General features: G+C 70.4%; 18 protein-coding genes and 1 tRNA gene. 8 read left to right on the top strand and 11 right to left on the bottom strand.

Annotated elements, in window-relative coordinates; all coding sequences use genetic code 11:
• Window positions 1–23: 23 nt before the first annotated feature.
• The 3 genes from orn to OHS16_RS20290 all read left to right on the top strand — a co-directional run bounded on the left by orn (window position 24) and on the right by OHS16_RS20290 (window position 1926).
• Entirely contained in the window at window positions 24–626 is a 603-nt protein-coding gene (gene orn / locus OHS16_RS20300; RefSeq protein ID WP_328538638.1) for an oligoribonuclease, read from the top strand.
• Between the two features lie 113 nt (window positions 627–739).
• Window positions 740–812 (top strand) — tRNA-His (locus OHS16_RS20295).
• Between the two features lie 265 nt (window positions 813–1077).
• Complete coding sequence (locus OHS16_RS20290; protein ID WP_328538637.1) at window positions 1078–1926, top strand: peptidoglycan-binding protein; 849 nt, start codon at window positions 1078–1080, stop codon at window positions 1924–1926.
• A 20-nt stretch (window positions 1927–1946) separates the two neighbouring features.
• Here the strand turns inward: OHS16_RS20290 and OHS16_RS20285 are convergent, their stop codons facing one another.
• From OHS16_RS20285 to OHS16_RS20265, 5 genes are all read right to left on the bottom strand, one after another.
• Complete coding sequence (locus OHS16_RS20285; RefSeq protein WP_328538636.1) at window positions 1947–2996, bottom strand: LacI family DNA-binding transcriptional regulator; 1050 nt, start codon at window positions 2994–2996, stop codon at window positions 1947–1949.
• A 346-nt stretch (window positions 2997–3342) separates the two neighbouring features.
• A complete protein-coding gene (locus tag OHS16_RS20280; protein WP_328538635.1) occupies window positions 3343–4806 on the bottom strand; it encodes a GH1 family beta-glucosidase in 1464 nt (487 codons plus the stop codon).
• A 128-nt stretch (window positions 4807–4934) separates the two neighbouring features.
• Window positions 4935–5852 (bottom strand): carbohydrate ABC transporter permease, encoded by a 918-nt coding sequence (locus OHS16_RS20275; protein ID WP_328538634.1) that lies wholly within the window; start codon window positions 5850–5852, stop codon window positions 4935–4937.
• A gap of 15 nt (window positions 5853–5867) precedes the next feature.
• Window positions 5868–6860 (bottom strand): carbohydrate ABC transporter permease, encoded by a 993-nt coding sequence (locus OHS16_RS20270; protein ID WP_328538633.1) that lies wholly within the window; start codon window positions 6858–6860, stop codon window positions 5868–5870.
• Window positions 6861–7047: 187 nt separating this feature from the next.
• A complete protein-coding gene (locus OHS16_RS20265; protein WP_328538632.1) occupies window positions 7048–8373 on the bottom strand; it encodes an ABC transporter substrate-binding protein in 1326 nt (441 codons plus the stop codon).
• 630 nt (window positions 8374–9003) lie between these two features.
• On the opposite strand from OHS16_RS20265, the gene OHS16_RS20260 reads away from it, so the two are divergent.
• Window positions 9004–9609: a TetR family transcriptional regulator gene (locus OHS16_RS20260; RefSeq protein ID WP_328538631.1), complete on the top strand. Its 606-nt coding sequence runs from the start codon at window positions 9004–9006 to the stop codon at window positions 9607–9609.
• Between the two features lie 83 nt (window positions 9610–9692).
• Here OHS16_RS20260 and OHS16_RS20255 read toward each other — a convergent pair whose 3' ends face one another.
• From OHS16_RS20255 to OHS16_RS20245, 3 genes are all read right to left on the bottom strand, one after another.
• Window positions 9693–11156, bottom strand: a complete 1464-nt coding sequence (locus OHS16_RS20255; RefSeq protein ID WP_328538630.1) for a glycoside hydrolase family 18 protein — start codon at window positions 11154–11156, stop codon at window positions 9693–9695.
• A gap of 271 nt (window positions 11157–11427) precedes the next feature.
• Window positions 11428–12819, bottom strand: coding sequence for a HAMP domain-containing sensor histidine kinase (locus OHS16_RS20250; protein WP_328538629.1), 1392 nt, complete (start codon window positions 12817–12819; stop codon window positions 11428–11430).
• Window positions 12816–13505, bottom strand: coding sequence for a response regulator transcription factor (locus OHS16_RS20245; RefSeq protein ID WP_328538628.1), 690 nt, complete (start codon window positions 13503–13505; stop codon window positions 12816–12818). Before OHS16_RS20245 ends, OHS16_RS20250 begins: the two co-directional genes overlap by 4 nt.
• A gap of 87 nt (window positions 13506–13592) precedes the next feature.
• Here OHS16_RS20245 and OHS16_RS20240 point away from each other — a divergent pair, with 87 nt between their 5' ends.
• Window positions 13593–14129, top strand: coding sequence for a hypothetical protein (locus OHS16_RS20240; RefSeq protein ID WP_328538627.1), 537 nt, complete (start codon window positions 13593–13595; stop codon window positions 14127–14129).
• 114 nt (window positions 14130–14243) lie between these two features.
• On the opposite strand, the gene OHS16_RS20235 is transcribed toward OHS16_RS20240, so the two are convergent.
• On the bottom strand, window positions 14244–15107 hold the full coding sequence (locus OHS16_RS20235; protein ID WP_328538626.1) for a spermidine synthase: 864 nt from the start codon (window positions 15105–15107) through the stop codon (window positions 14244–14246).
• Between the two features lie 43 nt (window positions 15108–15150).
• Window positions 15151–15588: a hypothetical protein gene (locus OHS16_RS20230; RefSeq protein WP_443042783.1), complete on the bottom strand. Its 438-nt coding sequence runs from the start codon at window positions 15586–15588 to the stop codon at window positions 15151–15153.
• A 218-nt stretch (window positions 15589–15806) separates the two neighbouring features.
• On the opposite strand from OHS16_RS20230, the gene OHS16_RS20225 reads away from it, so the two are divergent.
• Window positions 15807–17177 (top strand): tetratricopeptide repeat protein, encoded by a 1371-nt coding sequence (locus tag OHS16_RS20225; protein WP_328538624.1) that lies wholly within the window; start codon window positions 15807–15809, stop codon window positions 17175–17177.
• 36 nt (window positions 17178–17213) lie between these two features.
• On the opposite strand, the gene OHS16_RS20220 is transcribed toward OHS16_RS20225, so the two are convergent.
• Window positions 17214–17810: a histidine phosphatase family protein gene (locus tag OHS16_RS20220; protein WP_328538623.1), complete on the bottom strand. Its 597-nt coding sequence runs from the start codon at window positions 17808–17810 to the stop codon at window positions 17214–17216.
• 186 nt (window positions 17811–17996) lie between these two features.
• Here OHS16_RS20220 and OHS16_RS20215 point away from each other — a divergent pair, with 186 nt between their 5' ends.
• Both OHS16_RS20215 and OHS16_RS20210 read left to right on the top strand, forming a co-directional pair.
• Window positions 17997–18896 (top strand): phosphatase PAP2 family protein, encoded by a 900-nt coding sequence (locus OHS16_RS20215; RefSeq protein WP_443042655.1) that lies wholly within the window; start codon window positions 17997–17999, stop codon window positions 18894–18896.
• Complete coding sequence (locus tag OHS16_RS20210; RefSeq protein ID WP_328538621.1) at window positions 18805–19956, top strand: hypothetical protein; 1152 nt, start codon at window positions 18805–18807, stop codon at window positions 19954–19956. The genes OHS16_RS20215 and OHS16_RS20210 overlap by 92 nt, the downstream gene beginning before the upstream one ends.
• The last annotated feature ends 29 nt before the right edge of the window (window positions 19957–19985 follow it).

Here is a 19985-nt window from a genome sequence, read left to right as displayed (position 1 = left end):
AGCCAGCCCTTAAGGTAGAGCGTATGAACGATCGCATGGTGTGGATCGACTGCGAGATGACCGGGCTCTCGTTGACGGACGACGCACTCATTGAGGTGGCCGCACTGGTCACCGACTCGGAGCTGAACGTGCTCGGCGAAGGGGTGGACATCGTGATCCGCCCGCCCGCCGCGGCACTGGAAACCATGCCCGACGTGGTGCGGAAGATGCACACCTCATCCGGCCTCCTCGACGAGCTGGACGCGGGAACCACGCTGGCCGACGCCGAGGAGAAGGTGCTGGCCTACGTGCGTGAGCACGTGAAGGAGCCGGGAAAGGCACCGCTGTGCGGGAATTCGGTCGGCACCGACCGGGGCTTCCTGCTGCGCGACATGCCCGATCTGGAGAGCTATCTCCACTACCGGATCGTCGATGTCTCGTCGGTCAAGGAGCTGGCCCGCCGGTGGTACCCGAGGGCGTACTTCAACAGCCCGGAGAAGAACGGCAACCACCGGGCGCTCGCGGACATCCGTGAGTCGATCGCGGAACTGCGCTACTACCGGGAAGCGGTCTTCGTACCGCAGCCGGGGCCGGACTCGGACACCGCGAAGAAGATCGCGGCGAAGTACGTGCTGCCCGCCGAATAGCAGCTGAGGAGAGAACGCCGGGAGCCTCGCGGGGCTCCCGGAAAAGCCGGGAGCGAGCACCCTCCCGGACCCTGTACACTTTTTCTCGGCCGGTCGGAAACGACCGGGTCGCGGTGGGTATAGCTCAGATGGTAGAGCACCTGGTTGTGGTCCAGGATGTCGCGGGTTCGAGTCCCGTTACTCACCCTTGAAGGGCGAAGGCCCGGTCTGTGAGAACAGACCGGGCCTTCGTCGTACCCGGAGTCGCCCGGCCCCACCCGAGTCGCCTGCCCCGCCCGAGTCGTCCGCCGCGCCTGTACGCCGGTCGCCGCCGTGGCCGGATGCCGTGCATCGGGCGCCCTCCGCCGTCCGGCGACCGTGTCGTCCCGGCCGCCGGTTCCGTTGTCCCCGGTAGCAGGCCCATGCCCTGCGGCGACCGGGCCCGGGGCTTACTCCCTGTCCTGGAGTCACCATGTCCGACCTGTGGATGCCCGGTGCCCAGCACCTCGACATCGGCGATCACGCCGCAACCGAAGGCGGCCCCGCCAAGGCCGTGGCCCACATCACCTGGGACAAGAACGCCACCGCTTCGAAGCCGGCCGACCTGGTGCCGTACAGCGACCTCGTCGACTACTTCGGCCGTAACACCACCGGCAGGGGCGTGGCGCCCCATCTTCTCTGGGACCCGTTCACCGGCCGTTTCACCCAGTTCGTGCCGGCGACCTCGCGATCGAAGAGTCTGGTGGACCAGCCGGGCGGCACCCGCACCAACCGGGCGGGCCGTGTGGTGATCCAGATCGAGGCGCTGTTCTTCCCGTACTGCCGGGTGGACGGCATCGTCCACGCGGAACTCACGGACACCCCGTGCAAGGGCTGGGGCTCACTGAACAGCTGGGTCCGGAGCTGGGGAGTGCCCGACACCTGGCCGATGGGCAGGCCCACCGACTTCCGTTCGCACCGCGACGAGCGGACGTGGGAGCGGGAGGCAGGCTGGTACGGACACTCGCAGGTGCCCGAGAACGACCATCAGGACCCGGGCAGCTGGCCCGAGTTCAGGCCCGCCATCCCCTCGCAGTACGAGCCCTATCCCGGCGCCTCCTACTTCAGGCCGGGCCGTCACAGCGCGGTGGTCACCGCGATGGGCAGGCGGCTGGTCGCCGAGGGCTGCGACCGCTACACGTCCGGCCCGGGGCCGGACTGGACCGAGGCGGACCGGAAGTCGTACGCCGCCTGGCAGCGCAAGCTCGGCTACTCGGACGACGACGCCGACGGCATCCCCGGGCCCGCCTCCTGGGAGCGGCTGAAGGTGCCCAACGTCTGATCCCCTTCCGCGCCTCGGTGTTACGAGCTGAGGCGCGGAACCAGATCGGTCGGAAGCACCACCTGGGTCCGCTCGACCACCCCGGAGCCCGGTGTGCGGCGGGCCGCGATCTCCGAGAGCAGCAGGCGGGCCATGGCGCGGCCCATGTCCTCGATGGGCTGGCGCACGCTGGTGAGCGGCGGATCCATGTGCCGGGCGATGGACGAGTCGTCGAAGCCCACCAGAGCCACGTCATCGGGGACGCGCAGGCCCCTTTCGCGCAGCACCTGCCGGGCGCCGGCCGCCATCACGTCGGAAGCGGCGAAGACCGCGTCCAGGTCCGGTCTGCGCTCCAGCAGCAGCTCCATGGCGCGCCGGCCGCCCTCCTCGGAGAAGTCGGCGGGTGCCACCAGCGCTTCGTCGCTGTCGACGCCGGCCGCGGCGACCGCTCTGCGATAGCCGTCGAGCCGGCACTGGGCGCCGTACACATCCAGCCGTCCGGTGATCGTGGCGATGGTTCGGCGGCCGCGCGCCACCAGATGCCCGACGGCGCTCCTCGCCCCCTGGTAGTTGTCCGAGTCGACCGAGGGAAGGGTCTCGTGGTCGGAGCGCCGCCCACTGATCACCGCCGGAATGGAAAGCTGCTCCAGCAGGTCCGGCAGGGGGTCGTCGGCGTGCACGGCCACCAGCAGCACACCGTCGACGCGGTGCGCGGCAAGATAGTGGGCGAGCCGCTGGCGTTCGCGGTCGCTGCCCACCAGGGTGAGCAGCAGCTGCATGTCGGTGTCGGCCAGGGCGGCGCCGACGCCCTGGACGATGCCGGAGAAGTAGGGCTCGGCGAAGAAGCGGGTCTCCGACTCGGGCACCACGAGGGCGATGGCGTCCGTACGGTTGCCCGCCAGGGCCCGCGCGGCACGGTTGGGTACGTAGCCGAGCTCCGCCACGGCGGCCTCGACCGCCTCGCGGGTGTGGTCACTGACGCGCGGCGATCCGTTGATGACCCGTGAGGCCGTGCCGCGGCCGACCCCGGCCCGTGCCGCGACTTCTTCGAGCGTGGGCCGCCCGCCGCTCCGTACTCGCGCTGCCGCCATGGCTGCCTCCCGTTCGCGGTCAATTTCTCACAGTCGGATAACCAAACCAAGTCCGGTTGTCGGGTCCCTTGACACTCCGCGGGCACGACGGGCCCCTCGGCTCCAGCATCAATGGGAGCGCTCCCACTCTACGGTGTCGTGAACCGGTCGATAACCGCACGGCTGCCCTCGGCGGATCCGCCCGGGGAAACGGCTGAGACCCGGCGCACGGCCGGGTCTCCTGGGTCGTTCGATGCCGGGCGGCAGGACGGATCGCGGCCCGCCCGGCCGCGTCACGGTCCTGGGCCGTGTGAGAAGTCCCGGCTGCCCCGCAGGGCGGGCGGCGCCGCCGCTTCTCACCCAGCGCCTAGGAGAAGTCGCCCGCCGGGGGCAGTGCGTGACGGCGGATCACATCCGCGTACCAGTGGGCGCTGGCCTTCGGGATGCGGCGCTGGGACGCGTAGTCCACGTACACCGCGCCGAAGCGCTTGGAGTAGCCGTACCCCCACTCGAAGTTGTCCATGAGGGACCACAGGAAGTAGCCCCGGACGTCGGCACCCGCGGCGACGGCCCGCTGCACCGCGTCCAGATGACCGTGCAGGTAGTCGATCCTCTCGGGGTCCGCCACCTTGCCCTCGGGGGAGACGTAGTCGTCGAAGGCGGCGCCGTTCTCGGTCACCATCAGGGGCAGGCCCGGATGGTCACGGGTGACGTCGAGGAGCAGGTTGTAGAGGCCGTCGGGGTCGATGGCCCAGTTCATCGCGGTGCGCTTCTTCCCCTCGGCGAGGTGGAAGGCCACATGCTCCGATCCGGTCCACGGGGAGTGCTCGCTGCTGCCGTGACCGTCGTTGAGCGAGTCCCCTCCGCCCGCCGCGGGGGTGGAAACCACCGTCGGCGTGTAGTAGTTGACGCCCAGGACGTCGATGGGGCGCGAGATGGTGGCCAGGTCGCCCTCGTGCACCAGCCTGGACCAGTCGACCACGTGCGAGGTGTCCTCGATCAGGTCCTCGGGATACGCGCCGCGCAGGATCGGCCCGGTGAAGACCCGGTTGCCGACCGCGTCGATCCTGCGGGCGGCGTCCGCGTCGGCGGCGCTGTCGGTCAGCGGGCGCACCTGGTGCAGATTGAGGGTGATCGAGGTCTGCACGGCAGCGGGGAGTTGACCGCGCAGAACCTCGATCGCCCGGCCATGGGCGAGGTTGAGGTGGTGGGCCGCGTGCAGCGAAGCCGCGGGCTCGGTGCGGCCCGGCGCGTGCACACCGGACCCGTAACCGAGAAAGGCCGAGCACCACGGCTCGTTGAAGGTGGTCCAGGTGCCGACCCGGTCACCGATGGCGCCCGCCATGATGGCGGTGTAGTCGGCGAAACGCTCGGCGGTCTCGCGCTGCGGCCAGCCGCCCGCGTCCTCCAGCTCCTGCGGAAGGTCCCAGTGGTAGAGGGTGGCGACCGGGGTGATGCCGGCTTCCAGCAGTTCGTCGGCGAGCCTGCGGTAGAAGTCCAGACCGCGCTCGACGGCCGGACCGCGGCCGGTCGGCTGCACCCGGGACCAGGAGATGGAGAAACGGTAGGCCTTGAGACCCAGCTCCCTCATCAACTGCACGTCGTCGCGGTACCGGTGGTAGTGGTCCGCGGCGATGTCTCCGGTGTCACCGTTGCGGACCTTGCCCGGGGTACGGCTGAAGGTGTCCCAGATGGAAGGGGTGCGGCCGTCCTCGGCGGCGGCGCCCTCGACCTGGTAGGCGGCCGTGGCCGCCCCCCAGACGAAGCCCGTCGGGAAGTCTGTGGCCTCGGGCGCCTGCTTCGGGGTGATGTCGGGTCGTACGGCGGTCATGCGGGAGCGCTCCCAGGGGTGGACGAATAAGGGCAGGGGCAAAGGTGGACTCGTACTCCGGTGCCCGTACGGCCTGTGGTCGGGGACAGGCCGTACGAGGCGTCCGGGCACAACCGGGTGACGGGGTGTCACCCCTTGACGGCTCCCGACATGATGCCCCCGACGATCCGCTTGCCGAAGATCACGAACACCACGAGCAGGGGCAGCGTGCTGATCAGCGCGCCGGCCATGACGATGCTCTGGTCGGGAGTGTAGGAGGCGCTCAGCTGGCCGAGGGCCACCTGGAGCGTGGGGTTCTGCTGGTTCAGAGCGAGATAGGGCCAGAAGAAATCGTTCCACGCCTGCACGAAGGTGAGCATCCCGAGCACCATCATCGCGGGACGGGCCACCGGCAGCACGATACTGAGGACGACGCGGATGTTGTTCGCGCCGTCGATCTTGGCGGCCTCGATGAGTTCGTAGGGCAGCGCCTCGGACAGGTACTGGCGCATGAAGAAGACGCCGAACGCGCTCACCAGCGTCGGGAAGATCACCGACTCCAGCTTTCCGCCCCATCCGATGTCGGACATCATCATGAACAACGGCACGACGCTGAGCTGCGGCGGAATGGTCAGCGTGGCGATGACCGCGGTCATCAGTCCGCCGCGCCCCCGGAACCGCATCTTGGCGAAGGCGTAGCCGGCCAGGGTGCAGAAGAAGAGCGTCGCGGCCGTGATGCAGCCGGAGACGACGATGCTGTTGACGATCGCCTTGCCGAGATGCGCCTGGTCCCAGGCCGCGTCGAGGTTGTGCATCAGCCGGCCGCCGGGCAGGAACGGCGGTGTGCTGTCGAGTACTTCGTCCTGGGTGTGGGACGCGGCGACCAGGGTCCAGTACAGCGGCAGGACCGACGCGATACCGACGACGAGCAGGGCGATGTAGGCGAAGGGGCCCGCCTTCATCTGCTGTCCGGCGCCCGGCTTGAACCGGCTGGGGCGACGGGGGGCACCGTGGGCAGCCTGCCGGACGCTGGAGTCCCGGGTGCGGGTGGGGCTGGTGATGGTCATATGGATATCTCCCGGTCAGGCCGCGGACTTGCGTACGAAGCGGCCGATGAGCCAGTTGATCGCCGCGATGATCAGCAGCAGGGCGAGCATGGCCCAGGCCACTGCGGCGGCCGGACCGAGATGCCCCAGATTCCAGCCGTAGTTGTAGAGGTAGACACTCAGCGTCTCGTACTGGTTCTCGTTGCCGCCGGTCGCTCCGAGGGTGCCGCCCTCGAGCAGCAGCGGCTCGCCGAACAGCTGCATGGAGCCGATGGTCGAGATGACGATCGTGAAGAGGATCGTCGGCCGCAGCGAGGGGATGGTCACCTTGCGGAACTGCTGCCAGCGCGAGGCCCCGTCGATCGATGCGGCCTCGTACAGATCCGTCGGCACGGCCTGCATGGCGGCCAGGTAGATCAGGGTGTTGTAGCCGGTCCAGCGCCAGATCACGATGATCGAGATGGCGATCTTCGAAGTCCAGTGCCCGTTGGTCCAGTTGGTGTGGCCCAGCCCGATGAAGTGCAGGACCCAGTTCAACAGTCCGCCGTCGGCCCGGAACACCAGGGCGAAGACCAGCGCGGCCGACGCCACCGAGGTGGCGTACGGGGTGAGGATGATCGTGCGCCAGAAGGTACTTGCCCGCAGCTTGTAGTTCAGCAGATGGGCCAGGCCAAGCGCGACCAGCAGCTGCGGAACCGTCGACATGACGCCGATCAGGAAGGTGTTGCTGACCGCCGTCCAGAACTCGGAGTCCTGAAGGATCCTGGAGAAGTTGTCCCAGCCGACCCACTGCATCTGGTCGAGACCGGTCATCTCCACCCGGTGCAGGGCGATCCAGCCGGTGTAGATCAGCGGGTAGAGGCCGAAGGCCCCGAAGACGAGGAAGAACGGGGCGATGTACGCGTACGGCGATGCTTTGTCGTCGAACCGCCACAGCCGGCTCCGCCACTTCTGCCGGGCGGCAGAGATCTGCTGGGAGCCGCGGTCAGGCGGGCCGTAAGTGTCCCGGGTGGGGGTCGAGGTTGCCACAGGCGGGAGTCCTTCCCTGGGGTGCGCCGACCCGGCGCGATGAGCGGACCGGTCCGGCCCGGTGTGGCGGTGTCGGAACGCTGGTCCATGTGCGGTACCGGACCAGGGGCACCCGGCCAGTACGGCGGGGCCTCCCCGGTGGCGGCGCCGGTGCGGGCGGCCCGTCGGCCGCCCGCACCGGTGTTGGTCAGCCGACCGCCTTGTCGATCGACGAGATGGCCGCGTCCCAGGCGTCCTTGGAGCTGGTGTGCCGCTGCTCCATGTTGTTGATCTGGGTGGAGAAGGTGTCCTTGATCACGCCGTCCTTCGGGCCGAGCACCGTCTCCGGGATGGTCGTGGCCTCCTGTGCGTAGATCTTGCCGATCGGCGCGTCATTGAAGTACGGCAGCTTGGCGTTCTGCACGTCGGGAAGGGTGTAGGCGCCCTTGTTGGACGGGAAGGAGCCGATCGCCTTGAACACCGCGGCCTGCTGCTGGGGGGCGGTCAGCCACTTCACGAGCGCGCTGGCCTCGGCGACGTGCTTGCCGCTCTTGGGCACGGCCAGGAACGAACCGCCCCAGTTGGCCGACGACGAACCGGGCGCCGTGGTGATGTCCCACTTGCCCTTGTTGGCGACACCGGCATTGGTCGAGATCTGACCGGCCATCCAGGCGGGGCAGGGGACGGTCGCGACGGTGCCCTTGCGCAGTGCGTTGACCCACGGGGGGTTGAACTCGGCGAGGCCCTGGGAAAGGCCCTTGGTCGCCGCCTGGGCCGCCAGGTCCCAGCCGTCCTTGACGCTGGAGCTGGTCTTGTAGATCGGCTTGCCGCTCGCGTCGTAGTACTGCTGGGCGTTCGAGCTCACCACGGCGTTGAACATCGCGCTGGCCGAGTCCATGAAGTAGGTCTTGGCGGGCGCGCTCTTCTTGTACTTCTCGCCGAGCGCGAGGTAGTCGCTCCAGCCCCCCTCGACCAGCTTGGCCACCTTGTCGCGGTCGGTCGGCAGGCCGGCCTTCTTGAAGAGGTCGGTGTTGTAGCAGAGAGACATGGGGCCGATGTCGGTACCCGCGCCGATCACCTGACCGCCCGGTGTGGTGGCCTGCTTCTCCTTCCAGGACACCCAGTCGCCGACGTTGATCACCTTGCTGAGGTCGGCGAACTGGTTCGCCTTGGTGTCGACGACCTCCTTGATCCGGCCGACTTCGACGCCCTGGACGTCGGACAGACCGCTGTTGGAGTTCAGCTGCTGGAGCAGCTTGGGGTAGTAGACCTTCTCGTCGGCGGTGGTGTTCTCCTTGACCGTGATCTTCGGGTGCAGCTTGTGGTACTGCGCGAAGAGCCCGGCCTCCTTGTAGCCGAACTGCCCGAAGTCCGAGACGGTCAGCGTGATCGGCCCGTTCGATTCGGACTTGCCGGTGTCCGATGAATCCGAATCGCTGCAGCCGGCCAGCAGCAGGGCTGTGGCCGTGAGGCCCGTGGTGGCTAGTACCGCGGCTCTGCGGCTTCGGCCGCCGACGGTGCGGGTGATACGCATTCCACTACTCCTTGTTCCAGGGTGGGACTGGCGTTCTGACTGCGCGGCATTCGCGCTGGTGAGTGCGGGTGCCAGGAGGTGCAAGGGGGGAGGCACGGGCAGTGCCGCCGCACGCGATTTCGCCGTGCGATGTGGGAGCGCTCCCATGCGCCGATGCCGGAAGGTTGCTTCCTCGGAGGGGTGGGTGTCAAGAGTTGAAGACGCTTCCGTTGCCCGAGCGTGTCCGGCAAGTCATGCGAATGTGTCCGTCCGCCCTCTTGCCCGGACTCGCATGCGACCGCACGCAGTTCCGCCCAAGGGCACATTTCCCCAGGTCAGAGCCACACCTATGGAGAATCGGAATCCATGCGTCCGGAAAGGGTCACGATCACACCGCCATTTCCGTCCGATCGCCGGAAGGTGAACGGGGAAACGCGCCGCGGCGCGCCCCCGGGCGCCCTCCGTGTTTTTTCCCCGAACCCCGGGTTCCGGAAGTGGAGTTCGGCCCTGGCACGACCCGGCCGCCGTAAGCCGCCGTAAGCCGCCGGGTGTACGGCCGGGGAGACCGCCTCCGTACCTCCCGGGATCCGGCAGCCGGGCGCAGGCGGCCGCAACCGCAACGTTGCCGTTGGGCTGGATTAGGGTGGGCTCATGGCTTGGGACACCGAGGGGACGCGGCGACGGCTCAAGGAAGCGGCGACGGTCGAGTTCGCCGCGCACGGCCCGGACGGCACGACGATGGCCCGCATCGCGGAGCGCGCCGGGATCAACAAGGAGCGTCTCTACAAGTACTTCGGCGACAAGCAGTCCCTGTTCGGGACGGTGCTCCGCGACGAGCTGGAGAAGCTCGCCGCATCCGCGAAGCCGCCCGCCGCGGGCCTTCAGGACATCGGGGAGTTCGCCGGGCTCACCTTCGACTACCACGCGGCCCATCCCGAGCTGGCCCGGCTGCTGCAGTGGGAGGGTCTGGCGGGTGGCCGGGTGGCCGACGAGGTGAACCGCACCGCGCACTACCAGGAGAAGGTGCGGGCGGTCTCGGCCGCGCAGCGCGCCGGTGACCTCACCGACGACCTGGACCCGGCCGATCTGGTGTTCATGATCATCGCGCTGGCCGCATGGTGGTTCTCCGTGCCTCAGGTCGCCCGGATGCTCACCGGCACCGACGCCGGCGCTCCGGCCGAACTCGCCCGGCGCCGCGCCTGCGTCGTACGCGCGGCGCAGCGGCTCGCCCTGCCGTCCCACCCGGGCGTGCGGTAACGCCTTCCGACCGCACAGGCGTACGCCCCGACCGGGTGGGGGGTGGGAGCCGGCCGGGGCGTACGCGGTGGGGGCGGAAGGCGTCAGCTGTTCGCGCCGAACGCCTTCGTGAAGGCGAGCGCGTCCTGGTCGATCGACGAGCAGGTCGCGTCCGCGGAGTTCTTGGGACCGCCGGGGCAGGCCTTGTCCCGGGCCCCGGACCACATGGCCAGCCGGCCCAGGCCCTTCGACCTGGCGAAGTCCGCCAACTGCTTGGCGTCGTCGACCTTGAAGATCTCGGTGTTGACGTCGTTGACACCGATCATCGGGGTGACCGCGACCGTCTTCCAGGCGTCCGCGTCGGACAGCCCGAGCACACCCTTGATCTGGGCCTGGGTGGCGGTCGCCGCCTGGATCGCGTAGCCGCCCATGTCGCCGCTGTAGGACGCCCCGTAGTCCATCGCCATGATGTTGACCGCGGAGATCCCGACGCCGTTCTTCTTCGCGTCGGCGATCAGGTCCACACCCGGCTGCGTCAGGCCCTCGGGCATGACCGGCAGGGTGTACGAGACGTCGAGGCCCGGGTGGGACTTCTGGAGCTGGGCGATGGCCTGGGCGCGGCGGGTGTTGGACGCGGTGTCGGGGAGCGCACTGCCCTCGATGTCGAAGTCGACCTTGGTGATCTTGTAGGTGTCGATGACCTTGCCGTACGCCGCGGCCAGGTCGCCGGCGGACTTGCAGGCGATACCGAGTTCGGTGCCGGATGCTCCACCGAAGGAGACCCGGACGTCTCCGCCCTTGGCTCGCAGGTCACCGATCTGGGAGGCGACCTTGTCGTCACCGAGGGCGGTGACGCCCCCCCACAGCGGGGCACAGCTGCCGCCGGAGGTGACGAAGGCCAGGTTGAACTCCTTCACTCCGGTCTTGCCGGCCGTGTCGAGCAGGTCGTACGCGGGGTAGAGCGAGGTGTCGATGTACGGGGCGAAGCCCGCGCCCTTCGCGGTGCCGCTGCCCGTGCCCGTGGTGCCCGTGGGGGTGGGTGTCGGGGGCGGCGTCGCGGGGGCCGAGGGAGTGGCCGTCGGCTTGGGCGTGCCGGTGGGGCGGCCGCTCGGCTCGGGGGTGCCTCCGGCGTCGACCGAGCACTTGGTGCCGTCGATGACACAGCCGGTCGGGTCGCCCGCCTTGCCGCTCGCCGCGGTGACGAAGCCGATGGTGACGGACTTGCCCGCGGCGATGCCTTCCTTGTCCCAGCTCGCCGGCTTCACGGTGACGTGCCGGCCGTCCACTGTGGAAGAGGCGTTCCAGAGCGAGCTCAGCCTGGTCCCTTCGGGCAGGTCGAACTCCAGCGTCCAGTCCTTGAGCGCCTTGCCGGCGTCATTGGTCACGACGTACTGGCCGGTGTAACCGCCGTTCCAGTCCGAGGTCTTGGTGTAGGCGGCGCCGATGGACGCGGCCTGCGCGGTGCCGGTCAGTGCGAACGCTCCGCCGCCGGCGACCGCCGCGGCAATGACCGCGCCCATGACCTTCGTCCTGCCACTCACCTTGCGCCGGTGCGTCGTCGTACTCATCGCGTGCCTGCCTCTGCGTTACGGAAGTGGGGGGTGTGGAGCACGCTAGCGACTCGGAAACGGACAAATGACCAGTTCAGGACGGCAGTCGGAGTTCTTAGGGCGGGCTTAAGGAAGGCAAAGGGGACGTTTAAAGGTTCAGACCACCCTGTGCCCGGGTGGTAGCTGAAACAGACCGTTCGGCGATCGCGCCGGGCGGTGCGTCAGGCGGGTTTCGACTGCCGTAGCGGACGGATGCGGGCGTCACCTCGGACCGGTGCCGGGCGTCGCCTCAGACGGATGTCGGCCGGCGCAGCGCGGTGCGCCGTCGGCTGCGCACCCGGTGCCCGCGCCCCTGCGCCGTACGGCCGCCGTCCAGCGCGATCCAGATACGGACCTCGGTGCCGCCGAGGACCGAGCGGCCGATGCGGACGTCGCCGCCGGTCGACTCGGCGACCCGGCGCACGATGTCCAGGCCGAGTCCGGTGGAGCCCGCCCGCTCGCCGCTGTTACCGCGTGCCAGTGCGGCGGCCGGGTCGGCGATACCGCCGCCCGCGTCGGAGACCAGCACGATGACGGCGTCGTCCGCGTTGTGCACGTCGACCGCGAAGGGAGTGCCCTCGGGGGTGTGCCGGAACACGTTGCCGAGCAACGCGTCGAGAGCCGCCGCCAGTTCGGCCCGGACCACCGGGATGCGTACCGGCCGGTCGATGCCGGCGAGCCGCACCTCCCGGCCCTCGTCCTCGGCGAGCGCCGACCAGAAGGACATCCGCTCATGGATGACGTCGGAAGCGTCGCAGCCGGCGCCGCCCTGTCCGCCCTGGGTCTGCGGGCGCTGCTCGCGCGCGGTGCGGATGATGGTGTCGACCTCACGCTCCAGCTTCTCGACTGCGGCACGGGTCTGTTCGGCCGCCGGGCTGTCCCCGAGGGATGCCGCGTTGAGCCGGAGCACGGTGAGCGGGGTACGCAACCGGTGGGACAGGTCGGCCGCCAGCTCGCGCTCGTTGTCGAGGAGCTGGACGACCTGGTCGGCCATGGAGTTGAACGCGGAGGCGGCCGACCGCAGTTCGGGCGGCCCCTCCTCGGGAACCCGGACCGAGAGCCTGCCCTCGCCCAGATCGTGTGCGGCCCGTGCGAGCCGTTGCGCCGGGCGGACCATACGCACGCCGAGCCGGTCGGCCACCGCCACCGAGCCGACGATCAGTGCGGCCCCGACGCCTGCGAGCACCAGCCATGCGGTGCCCACCCCGTTGGAGACCTCGTTCTCCGGGACGTACACCTCCACCACCGCGATCTTGCCGGTGGAGAGGGCGGTCGGCTGGAGCAGCGCTGAGCCGCCGGGCACGTCGGTGATCACGGCCTGTCTGCGGGCCGCCTCGATGTCCTTGCGGCTCGCCCGCCGTTTCCCGATCTCGATGGCCCGGCTGCGCGGTTCGCCGGCCGCCGGCACATGCACCGCCATCCGGTTCGCGGCGCCGGCCGGGGTGGAGGCGACGGCCTTCTCCAGCGCCAGGCGGTCGGCGGTGATGGAGAGGGTGGGGCCGATCGCCGCCGCGTTCCGCTCGGCGTCGGAGAAGGCGCGGTCGCTGGCCATCTCCCTGATGACCAGGCCCAGCGGCACGGCGAAGGCCACCACGACCATCGCGGTGACGGCCAGGGACACCCGGACCAGGGCCCACCTCATCGGGGCGGTTCCAGTTTCACTCCGACGCCCCGGAGGGTGTGCAGATAGCGGGGTTTGGCCGCGGTCTCGCCCAGTTTCCGGCGCAGCCAGGACAGATGCACGTCGATGGTCTGGTCGTCGCCGTACGACTGCTGCCACACCTCGGCGAGCAGTTCCTTGCGTGCCACGACCACGCCAGGGCGCCCCGCGAGGAAGGTCAGCAGGTCGAACTCTCTGCGGGTGAGGTCGAGTTGGATCCCGTCCAGCTCCGCCTGCCGGCGCAGCGGGTCGACCGAGAGGCCGCCCACCCTGATCAGCCGCGAGGGCGGTTCGGCGCCCGCCCTGGCGCGCGAGCGGCGCAGTACGGCTGCCATCCGGGCGGACAGATGCTCCACCGAGAAGGGCTTGACCAGGTAGTCGTCGGCGCCGTCGTTCAACAGCCGTACGATTCCCGCCTCGTCGTCCCGTGCAGTGGCGATGATCACTGGGACGTCGGTGATGCCGCGCAGCATCTTGAGCGCCTCGGCCCCGTCGAGGTCCGGCAGCCCCAGATCGAGAATGACCAGGTCGAAGCCGAAATGGGCCACCTCACGCAGCGCCTCCAGGGCCGTGCCGACGCTCCGTACGGTGTGGGAGGCCTCGGTCAGGTGCCGGATGAGGGCGGAGCGTACGAACTGGTCGTCCTCGACCACGAGCACACTTGCCATGGGCGGCACCGTACGCCATTCGGGGGTCCTCGGGGGATCCTTCTGCGGGTGGCGACACGGCTGGGGCAGGTGGTGCACTATGGCGCGATGGTACGGCGACTGGCACAGGCCCTGGCGTGGTCGCTCACCACCGGCGCGGCGGTCACGCTCACCTGGTGGGGGGTGCACTCGGTGATGGCGGGCACCGCTTACGACCCGCCTCGGGCGCTTCCGGTCGCGGGCAGCCCGGAGTTGCTGTCGTCCTCGACCCAGCGGCCGGATGTGACCCGGTCGCCGTCCCCGTCCCCCGACGAGGGGCCGGGCCGTGCAGGCGCGACAACCACCACCCCGAAGCCCTCCCGGTCGGCGAAGCCGCACTCGTCACCGTCCGCATCGGCGCCGGCTCCCGCGTCCGCCTGGTCGGGGGATGTGCGGAGCTACACGCTCTCCGGCGGCCGGGTCGTCTTCGACCTCGGCACGAGGTCGGCGGAGCTGGTCTCGGCATCGCCCGGGGACGGCTGGCAGATCCAGGTCTGGAAGCAGCCGGAATGGATCCGGGTGACCTTCACTCAGGGGGACCGGGCGGCGTCCGTCTTCTGTACCTGGAACGGCCATGCGCCGTCCGTGGCGGTGGACGACCACTGACGGGGCAGCCGCCGTGTGCGCGGCGGCCCCGGCGGGGCACCCCGGTGCCGGGCCGTGTGTCAGAAGTCCCGCCCAGGCCTCCCGGCGGACGCCGCGCTGCTCCTCACACACGGCTCAGTCGAACACAGCGGGCGGCGGGGCGGGCGAGGCCACCGCGTCCGCATCGCTCACCACGCGCGCGCCACCGGCGAAATCCACCAGTGGGCGCCCGGACTCGACCCGCCCGGCGTACCCGTCGCCGGCGACCCGCCGTGTCAGCTCCCCCACCGGCAGCGCCACGGCGGCCCCTACGAGCACCGCGTTCCCGAACCTCCGCCCCCGCAGCACGGTCGGCTCAGCGGCCAGCGCCAGCTCGGGGAAGACCGCCGCGGCGGTCGCGATCTGACCGCGGAGATGGGCGAGCGGCGGACCGTCCGCCAGATTGGCGGCGTACCAGCCGGACGGCTTCAGCGCCCTGCGGACCTCGGTGAGGAACTCCGCGCTGGTGAGGTGAGCAGGCGTACGTGCGCCGCTGAACACATCCGCTATGACCAGGTCGGCCCAGGCGTCGGGGATCTTCGCCAGTCCTGCTCTGGCGTCGGCGGTACGGACGCGTATCCGCGCTCCCGGGTCCAGCGGGAGCTCCCGCCGCACCAGTTGGACCAGCGGTCCGTCGGCCTCGACGATCTGCTGGGTGGAGCGGGGGCGGGTCGCCGCGGCGTAGCGGGCCAGCGTGAAGGCGCCGCCGCCGAGGTGGACGATCTGCAGCGGCTGCCTGGGCGGTGCGACGAGGTCGATGACATGGCCGAGCCTGCGCTGGTACTCGAATTCGAGGTAGGTGGGGTCGTCGAGATCCACATGGGACTGCGGGGCGCCGTCGAGCAGCAGCGTCCGGCCGCGCGGGCGGTCCCGGTCGGGCCTCAGCTCGGCGACCCCGCCGCCCACCTGCTCGACGACGGCCTCGGGTGCTGACCGGCCCTGCCTCTTGTTCTTCGCCACACCCCCAGTATCGCCTCGGACGAGGCAGCCGCCCCAACGGGCTTCACCGGTGGCTGTCGGCCGCCTCGATCAGCCGCGCCGCCTCACCCAGTGCCGCCCTGAGCGCCGAGGGATCCGTGACCGGCGCGTCCTCCACGGGCGGCAGCAGCCAGCCGGTGCCGAGGACCGGCAGCCCGCCGGGAATGCGCAGTCCGCGTCCGTTGGTCTGGGTGCAGGCACTGCCCGGCATGTCCCAGCCGTCGGCCGTGCCCGGCGGCACCAGGAAGCCGAGCGTGTCGCAGGCGCCGTCGTGCAGCACCGGCCCCACCTCGGCGGCATCGGCCGCACGGCGCAGGATGTCCACAGCCTCCAGGCCCTGCCGGGCGGGGACCGTCACCAGATCGCAGGGACCGGCCCCGCCGTCCGGTGCCGCGCTGACCTCACTGCCGGGCTTGTGCCGGGCGGCCGTACACGAACCGCTCATCTCGATACCGGTCTCCAACAAGGCAACCCCTCCTCGTTCTCCGCAAGGTCCAACGCCTGCCGGACGTCAAGGGCTACGGCACCGCACCGCCGTAAAGGATGGCAGTTCATGGCAAATTGCGGGTGAGATATCCGTTTTGTACGCAAACACGGTGTGACCGGTCCCACGCAGACGGTACGTTTTGCGCGCCGGAGCGGTCCGGGCCGGCAGCACCATCCGCCAGAGAGGGCGCCGCCATGGCGATGTCACGGGCAGTACGCAACCCGGCATTCCGACAACTGCGCGGGCAGCGTTCGCCCGGCGAGTTCGCGGCGGCCGTCCGCCGCGCCGCCCGCGAGATCGGCGAGCAAGTGGCGTGCGACGCGCGGTACATCGGACGGGTGGAGGCCGGCGAGATCCGCTGCCCCAACTACGCGTACGAGCGGGTGTTCCTGCACATGTTCCCCGGTTCGACGCTCAGCGATCTGGGGTTCTCCGACCGGGAGACGGTACGCGGCAGAGGCGCGCACCCCGCGCCGCCCCCGGACGGACCGCACGGCCACCCCGGCAGCGGCAGGCCCCACGGCAACAACCCCAGCAGTACCAAGAACGACGAGGAGAGCGACGTGCTGCGTCGCGCATTCATGGCAGGCGGCTCCGCTGCGATGGCGGCCGTCTCGCTGGGCCTCGGTCCGGCCCCCGTAACCCGGTCACGTCATGTCGGCGATGCCGAGGTCAGTGCCGTCGAGGCGGCCGTACGGCAGATCCGGCTGCTCGACGACCGCCACGGCGCCGACGGTCTCTACCAGCGCGCGGCGCAGCCGCTGCATGCCGCCTACGCCCTGCTCGACGCGAACACGGCCCGGAGGTCGGCGGCGGACCGGCTGCATGCGGGCGCCGGTGAACTGGCCATCTCGGTGGGCTGGCTGGCGCACGACTCGGGCCGTTTCGACGACGCGCGCTCGCACTACGCCGAGGCGCTGGCCACCGCACGGGTCTCCGGCGATCCGGCGCTCGAGGCCCACGCCTTCTGCAACACGGCGTTCCTGGCCCGCGACGCGGGGAGGCCGCGCGAGGCGGTGCGGGCAGCCCAGGCCGGCGAGCGCGCGGCGAAACATCTGTCGTCGCCCCGGCTGCTCGCCCTGCTGACGCTGCGGGAGGCGGGCGGCTGGGCGGGGCTCGGCGACCGTGCCGGGTGCTCAGAGGCGCTCGGCCGGGCCAAGTCCCTGTTCGTACGCGGGGCTTCGGATGCTGACCCGGAGTGGATGACCTTCTTCGTGGAGGCGGAGCTGGAGATGCTGGAGGCCCAGTGCTGGTCGGCGCTCGGCGACTGGCCGCGGGCGGCCCGGCACGCGCAGCGCGCCGCCGATCTGCAGGACCCGCACTTCGCACGCAATCTCGCCCTGTACCGCGCGCAGCTGGCCGACGATCTCGCCAGGGCGGGGGCCCCCGACCGCGCGGCGCACGCCGGGCACCGGGTGCTCGACCTGCTCGACCGGGGCCAGGTGCAGTCGTCCCGCATCCAGGCGATGCTGGCGGGCACGGCACGGCGCTTGCTGCCGCAGCGCAGGGCGGCCGGGGTGCCGGACTTCCTCGAGCGGCACGCCTCGACACCCCGTCCGGTGTGAACGGACGGCATCCGGGCTGCCGCGGCCTGTGCCGCCTCAGAGCTCCAGATGACCGGTGTCGTTCCAGCGCTCCACCGCGGGGGCGTCATAGGCCCAGCCAAGCAGTGAGAGTGAGGTGGGGGCGAGCCGGATGCGGGCGGCGAAGGTGAGGTCGTAGCCCAGCCAGCGTGCCGCGAGAGCCCGCAGGATGTGGCCGTGCGCGAAGACCAGCACATCGCGGTCTGCCGTACGGACACGCTCGACGACCTCGTCCGCGCGGGCGGTGATGTCGGCGACCGACTCCCCGCCGGGGACGCCGTCGCGCCAGATGAACCAGCCGGGCCGGATCGACTGGATCTCGGCCGGGGTCAGGCCCTCGTACGCCCCGTAGTTCCACTCCAGGAGCCCGTCCCACTCCTCGGCCCGGTCGGCGAACCCGGCCAAAGCGCAGGTTTCGCTCGCCCGCACCAGCGGACTGGTCAGCACCCCGGCGTCCGGCACCCCGTTCCACGGTGAGCGGTGCAGCCGCTCACCCAGGAGCTTCGCCCCGCGACGGCCCTCGTCGAGCAGGGCTATGTCCGTTCTGCCGGTGTGCCTCCCGGACAGGGACCATTCGGTCTGTCCATGCCGGGCCAGCAGCATGCGGGGTGCCATGACGTTCTCTCCCTGTGAAGCGGGTGATGCTTTTCCCATCATCCCGTACGGCCCGCGGAAGCAACCCGGGGGACCGTATCGGCGTCACTCCTACCGATGGGGGCGGCTGAATCCGGTTTGGTCCACGCCCTATGGTTAGACGCCGGGTGACTGGCCCCGTTTGAATACAAGATGGAGAGCGTTCGGATGCCGTACACCGCGACCCGTGATCGGCCCCGTTGGTGGACAGAGCTCCTGGTGATCGCTGTCGTCTACAGCGCGTACTCGTCGGGCAGGCTGCTGGCACGCGGCGACACCCGGAGCGCGATCGACCACGGACTGTCGATACTGCACATCGAGAAGGTCCTCCATCTCAATGTCGAGCACCCGCTGAACCGCCTGTTCACCCACATATCCGCGCTCGGCATACCCGCCGACTTCGCGTATGCCTCGCTGCACTACCTGGTGACCCCGGCGGTGCTGATATGGCTCTTCCGCCGGCGCCCGGTGCAGTACCGGGCGGCACGCACCTGGCTGATGCTCTCCACCCTGCTCGGCCTGGTCGGATTCACCCTGCTGCCCACCTGCCCTCCCCGGCTGCTCGCTCCCGGTGAGGGCTTTGTCGACACGATGGCCCAGTACAGCTCGTACGGCTGGTGGGGCACCGAGGCCAGCGCTCCGCGCGGACTCGGCGGCATGACCAACCAGTTCGCCGCGATGCCGAGCCTGCACGTCGGGTGGGCCCTGTGGTGCGGTGTGATGCTGTGGCGCCACGGCCGTACCCCGCTGACCCGGATACTTGGCGTCGCCTACCCCCTGACCATCACTTTCGTGGTGATGGGTACGGCGAACCACTACCTCCTCGACGCATTGGCGGGCGTCGCGGTGATGGGTGCGGGACTTCTGCTGGCCGGTCCTGTGATGCGGCTCGCCGACCGAATACGCGAGCGGTTCGCCTCCGGCACTTCCGGGACACGGTCCCCGGTTGTCAGTGGCGGATGGAAGACTTCCGCGGGTGAGCACTTCCCCGGACAGCGGATCTCCTCCGCCTCCTCCCCCACAGCGGCCGACTCGGCCGGCGACGGCGCTCCGACAGCGGCTCGCTGAGCTGCGCGGCCCGGCCGTCGCTCCACAGCCGCTGGATGCCCGCGCGCTGGCGGCACTCGCCGCGAATCCCGGGTGCGAGCGGCGCGCACTGCTCGACGGCGCCGGTGTGAACAAGGCGGTCCTGGCCCAGGCACTGGGTTCGCCATCGGGCTTCGGCCAGTCCCAGTTCGCCTTCATGCGGGGCAATGCCTTCGAGGCCAGGGTCAAGGCGGACGGCGGCGCCGAACTCATGCGTCTGCTCTCCGAGCGGATGGGAACCGCCGAGCCGGCAGGTGTCGAGGTCCCGGATCTGAGCGCGGCAGGCCCCGAGGGACGGGCGGCGCGCACGGCGCTTGCGCTGCGCGAAGCGACCGCGGCCGGGCGATGGGCGCTCTTCGACCACCCGATGCTGGCCCTGGAGGTGGCGGGCTCCCCCGCCTATCTGGAACCGGACGCGGTAGTGGTGGACCCCGCAGGGCACTGGACGGTCATCGAGATCAAGTCCTTCCCCATGATCGACGCATCGGCGGACGCGGCGAAGGTGGGCGCGGCCGCACGGCAGTCCGCGGTGTACGTCCTGGCGCTGCAGCGGATCGCCGAGCACCTGTCCGGCGCATCGGTGGACGACCGCATCCTCCTGGTCTGTCCCAAGGACTTCTCCAACCTGCCGACCGCGGCAGCCGTCGACGTGCGCAAACAGCTCTCGGTGACCCGCCGCCAGCTGGCCAGGCTCACCCGGATCGAGGACATCGCGGCCGCGCTCCCCGAAGGCACCACCTTCGACCCGGGGCTGGGCCCCGCCGAACTGGCCGCCGCGGTCGAGTCGGTGGAAGCGGCCTACGCCCCCGAGTGCCTGGCCGCCTGCGAGATGGCCTTCCACTGCCGCGACCGGGCCCGCCGTGCGGGTGCGGTGGAATCCCTCGGCCGCAGTGTCCGGGGTGAGCTGGGCGGGCTGACCACGGTCGGCGCGGTGCTGGCGGCGGCGCGTGGCGAGGAAGGCGATCCGTCCGATCCGACGGTGGCGGCGCTGCGGAGGGCAGCGGCCCTCCGGGCGGAGGCCCTGGGGGGTGCGGCGTGCTGACCCCCGGCACGGCAGGTGTCCGAAGGCCC

It is taken from the genome of Streptomyces sp. NBC_00344 (assembly GCF_036088315.1).
Classification (GTDB): Bacteria; Actinomycetota; Actinomycetes; order Streptomycetales; family Streptomycetaceae; genus Streptomyces.
Note: the sequence above shows the minus strand (reverse complement) of the source record. Positions and strands in the feature narration are given on the sequence as shown.